We start from the raw sequence: 3,757 nt of genomic DNA, 5'->3' as shown, positions 1-3,757 counted from the left end.
CCATTCGCTGTCATAGCCCTTGTCCGCAACTATTGTTTTTGCGTCAGGCAACCTGGCAATCAAATCAGGTGCGGCAGAACAGTCATTGACTTCTCCACCGGTGATTCCAAACTCAACTGGCAAGCCATAACCATCGACCGCTAAATGGATCTTGGTGGTATTGCCTGCACGGCTTTTCCCGATAGCCTGCGATTCTTGACTCGCTGCTCCCGCACTATGTTGATGCGCTTTAACATAACTGCCATCCATAAATCTCCATTCCCAATCCGGATCAACAGCCAATGCTTTGAAAACATTGAGCCATTTCCTGCTCAATGACCATGGATTGAATCTTTTATAGATAGAATTCCAGCAGCCGAACACCCTGGGCAGATCGCGCCACGGACAGCCAACCCGCATTCGATACAGTAGGCCTTCTACCGTCATGCGCAGATTGCGCTTGTTATAAATCGATTCTTGAAGCAGAATCTTCTCCAGCTTCGACCAGTACTCATCATTGAGCATCATTCGGGGCATCGCAAACTCGTTTTGTTGGGGGTGTAGGAACCCCAATATTACGAGTTTGTTTCTATCTATGAAATACTTATCTTAAAACGTCAACAGACCCTAGTCGTAATGTATATGTGTTAATTTATCAGATGCGCTACAGAAATAGCAGACGAGAATACTGCTAACTAATTATATGAAGAAAATTATCGATACTGAAAGTGTATATACTTCTTAAACTGAAGCATTAAAGTTTGATTGATGATCGGCAATTATTGCTAATAATGAAATATGTTAGCTCAAACTTGAGCTAACAGAGATTAAAAATAAATCTCAATTGAATCTGAAATTAAAAGATTAAGTTCTGCCAAAAGCTGCTATTTGGACGGATTCTATCTAATGACTGGTGAATGCTTCAATATAAGTGTCAAGAAACGGAAGGCCATGATCATGCGATTCCAAATTTACCATCCTGTGGCTGATTATAAATATAGTAGAGTGATTGCGGACTTCAGTTCAATTCCCGACCTCTCCACCAATACCAAAGACCAACCCTTCATCCGGTTGGTTTTTTTGTGCCTACTCTCGCGTGTTTGCGCGGGTTCGTGCGGAATCCTGTGGACTTCGAGGTTTCAATAAATCTCGCAAATCCGCTCAATTTTTCTCTCTTTGCGCCATTCTTCTCTCCTACCCTCCCCATCATTTGAGAACGAAGTCCACAACCCTGTATTATTTAAGCCAAATAAATCAACAAATTAAGCGCGGACTAATCAAGTGGTTTATTTTCATCATTGGTAGGCGGAGGAAACCGCTTACTTATAGAAAATAGATGTTACTAATAAATTAACGTGAGTTCGACTTAAAAATCATTACACTACGGTTGGAAGAACTTGAGAAAATCTAATATTAAGGGATAGTTTCTTCTCCCGAATAATGATGAGACTCTTTTTGAAAATCCTTTCATCAAAAGGAATTGAGATTCCTTTTGCTGCCTTTCTTATCCCGAATCCACGTTAGTTTAATAAAAATTGAGCGAACCTAGGTGAGCTTGAGTTCAAATCAAGTACAAGGGTTTCTGCATAATTTATTAAAAACCTTGCACTCAAAAAATGATTTTTACGATATTTCCACGTAAAAACAATCCATTATACTTTCTGAGTAAGATCTAAGTACCACAGGCTTGGCTCCCAAGGCAATTATAGGAGCAGTCATGCGTAAACTTACAAAGTTGATTTATGGGGTTATTAAATCAGGGCAGCCATTTGATGCAAGCTTTAATCATTCAGTACTTGGAATTCAAGACAGTATCTGACCCCATCATCCTATTATCACCCATATCATCTTGCACCCTGTGCGCTCAAAAGTGAGTCTGTCCCCCTCACCGACCCACTTGGATGCAGAATCTTGGATTTAGTAACCCAAAAGGCGTCAGGGTACTGAGAGTCCAACGAGCCACCTACTCCCCTCGAGGGTATAGCATGCAATATCTGTCCTCCCATCCCCGTTGAAATCCCCCGCTAGGCATTGGTCTGCCACAGAGGCTGGCGCCGGCCCATACCAACGGGCCCCAATCCACGTGCCCCCACTCTTTGGTGCCAGTCCAAGGTGCCACTCCCCCCCCTGTAGCGTATGACACGCAATATCGGTTAACCCGTCCCCGTTGAAATCCCCTGCCAGACACTGGTTTCTAACAGATTTTGGTCCTGGACCGCTGCGCCAGCGACTAGTAAACCATTCGTTTGTTCCGGTTCCCGGTGCCAGTCCAAGGTGCCACTCCCCCTTGTAGCGTATAACACGCAATATCGGTTAGCCCGTCCCCGTCGAAATCCCCTGCCAGACACTGGTTTCCAGCGGATTCCGGCCCTGGCCCTCCCCACCAGTATTCGCTTTCCCATTTACTATGTGACGGTTGTGAGAATCCAACTAACCACTGATCCGATTGGTTGAGAGTATGGCAGGCGATGTCGGTTGAATTATCTTTATTAAAGCGCCCTGCGAGGCACTGATTTGCAACCGAGGCCGGTGCTAGCCCTCCCCACCAGCGGGCAGATTTAAAGCCTGCTGGCCCTGGCGTCAGTCCGAGATGCCACTCACCCCCGCGGAGGGTATAGCATGCAATATCCCCCCATCCGTCCCCATTAAAATCCCCTGCCAGACACTGGTTTCTAACGGATTCCGGTCTTAGGCCCCCATCCCAAGATTGGGTTGACCACTCAGCATATACCTGGCTTGAAATGGGTGAGAGCACGATCAGCAATAAACCAAACCGTAAAATCACGATTCTTATTGGCAAGTCTATCTCTTTCATAGCGTTACCTCCTATTTCATCCTAAATAAATCAGATATAAATGTCTTCCTGTTGGCAGATTAGCATTCTGGCCATTCCTCGAGTTCTCCCTTTCTGAGCTTCTCAAACCAGACACGTGTCTTCCACCGACATATCCTACGACGGATCTCTTCGCGAAAGCCGTCTGGCACTTGAAGGCCAAGCATGGAGTCCAAGACGACGGGTGGCAAGACACTTAGAGTGGTGGCCTCACAAAGCTGAGACGAAGCTGCTCGGTCAATTTCATCAAGCAAAACCAGTGCTAACATGTGGAATACCGCATGAAGTTCGGGGGCTTGTCTCGCTGTGACTTCTAACTGCTCCTGAATCGTTCTTCCCTCAGCATTCTCTAACCTACGGATGAGCTCGCTAAGCGCTATAGAACCAGATGTTCGATTAATCTGCACCATTGGTATTTTCTCCTGTGGTTTATTTGGTGATGAAGAGGCCATTGGATAGGAAGGGGAGTTGCCTCTCCCGTCCTCCCACACCGTTGTGCGTATGGAGCCGATATGGCGGTTCACACGGACCGCGGCATGGCCCAGAGTTGATCGAGAAGGCTCCGGAGTTCCCATGGGGAGTTTGTCCCGATTTGAAATATAGTTTCGGCTGAGCATGATTTTTCCTCCTTATCGTGGTCCGCGGATGGAAATTTACGTGTTTGCTCTCTGACTTCAGGTTGCCCGCAACGTCGTATAACGACCAAGCTCACCGGCGGCAATGGAGTGTAGCGGAATTGCTGTTCGGTGGAGCACCTTGTTATTCCAATTCGGGATAAAAAAGTAAATAATTTTTTACATAAAACTTTTTATTTGCAGTGTATTATCTAATTTTATAATTGGTGAATTCGTATCATAAGTGCATAACCCGTTTATCAAGCCGGGATGTTTGCCAACCAAGCAGCCAAGAGCAAGGTATGGTAAAAGGCATTCCAACAAATAATTG

Annotated in this window: 4 protein-coding genes; all 4 read right to left on the bottom strand. The window is 45.6% G+C overall.

All coding sequences use genetic code 11. The annotated features are described in order from the left end of the window. A partial coding sequence (locus BM122_RS20665) for an IS5 family transposase (protein WP_143083581.1) occupies nucleotides 1–516 on the bottom strand: 516 nt, incomplete at its 3' end. A 1,398-nt stretch (nucleotides 517–1,914) separates the two neighbouring features. Continuing rightward, complete coding sequence (locus tag BM122_RS26445; protein ID WP_074907489.1) at nucleotides 1,915–2,286, bottom strand: FG-GAP repeat domain-containing protein; 372 nt, start codon at nucleotides 2,284–2,286, stop codon at nucleotides 1,915–1,917. Continuing rightward, entirely contained in the window at nucleotides 2,210–2,794 is a 585-nt protein-coding gene (locus BM122_RS22930; protein ID WP_143083580.1) for a hypothetical protein, read from the bottom strand. Before BM122_RS22930 ends, BM122_RS26445 begins: the two co-directional genes overlap by 77 nt. Nucleotides 2,795–2,853: 59 nt before the next feature. Next, entirely contained in the window at nucleotides 2,854–3,429 is a 576-nt protein-coding gene (locus BM122_RS20655) for a hypothetical protein (protein WP_074907487.1), read from the bottom strand. Between the last annotated feature and the right edge of the window lie 328 nt (nucleotides 3,430–3,757).

It is taken from the genome of Nitrosomonas communis (assembly GCF_900114745.1).
In the GTDB taxonomy this organism is placed as follows: Bacteria; Pseudomonadota; Gammaproteobacteria; order Burkholderiales; family Nitrosomonadaceae; genus Nitrosomonas; species Nitrosomonas communis_A.
This window is presented reverse-complemented; position numbering and strand designations above follow the sequence as displayed.

What these genes read in the sequence shown, in the direction of transcription:
- BM122_RS22930 (WP_143083580.1), bottom strand. Translation starts at nt 2,794, where the DNA reads ATGAAAGAGATAGACTTGCCAATAAGAATCGTGATTTTACGGTTTGGT.
- BM122_RS20655 (WP_074907487.1), bottom strand. Translation starts at nt 3,429, where the DNA reads ATGCTCAGCCGAAACTATATTTCAAATCGGGACAAACTCCCCATGGGA.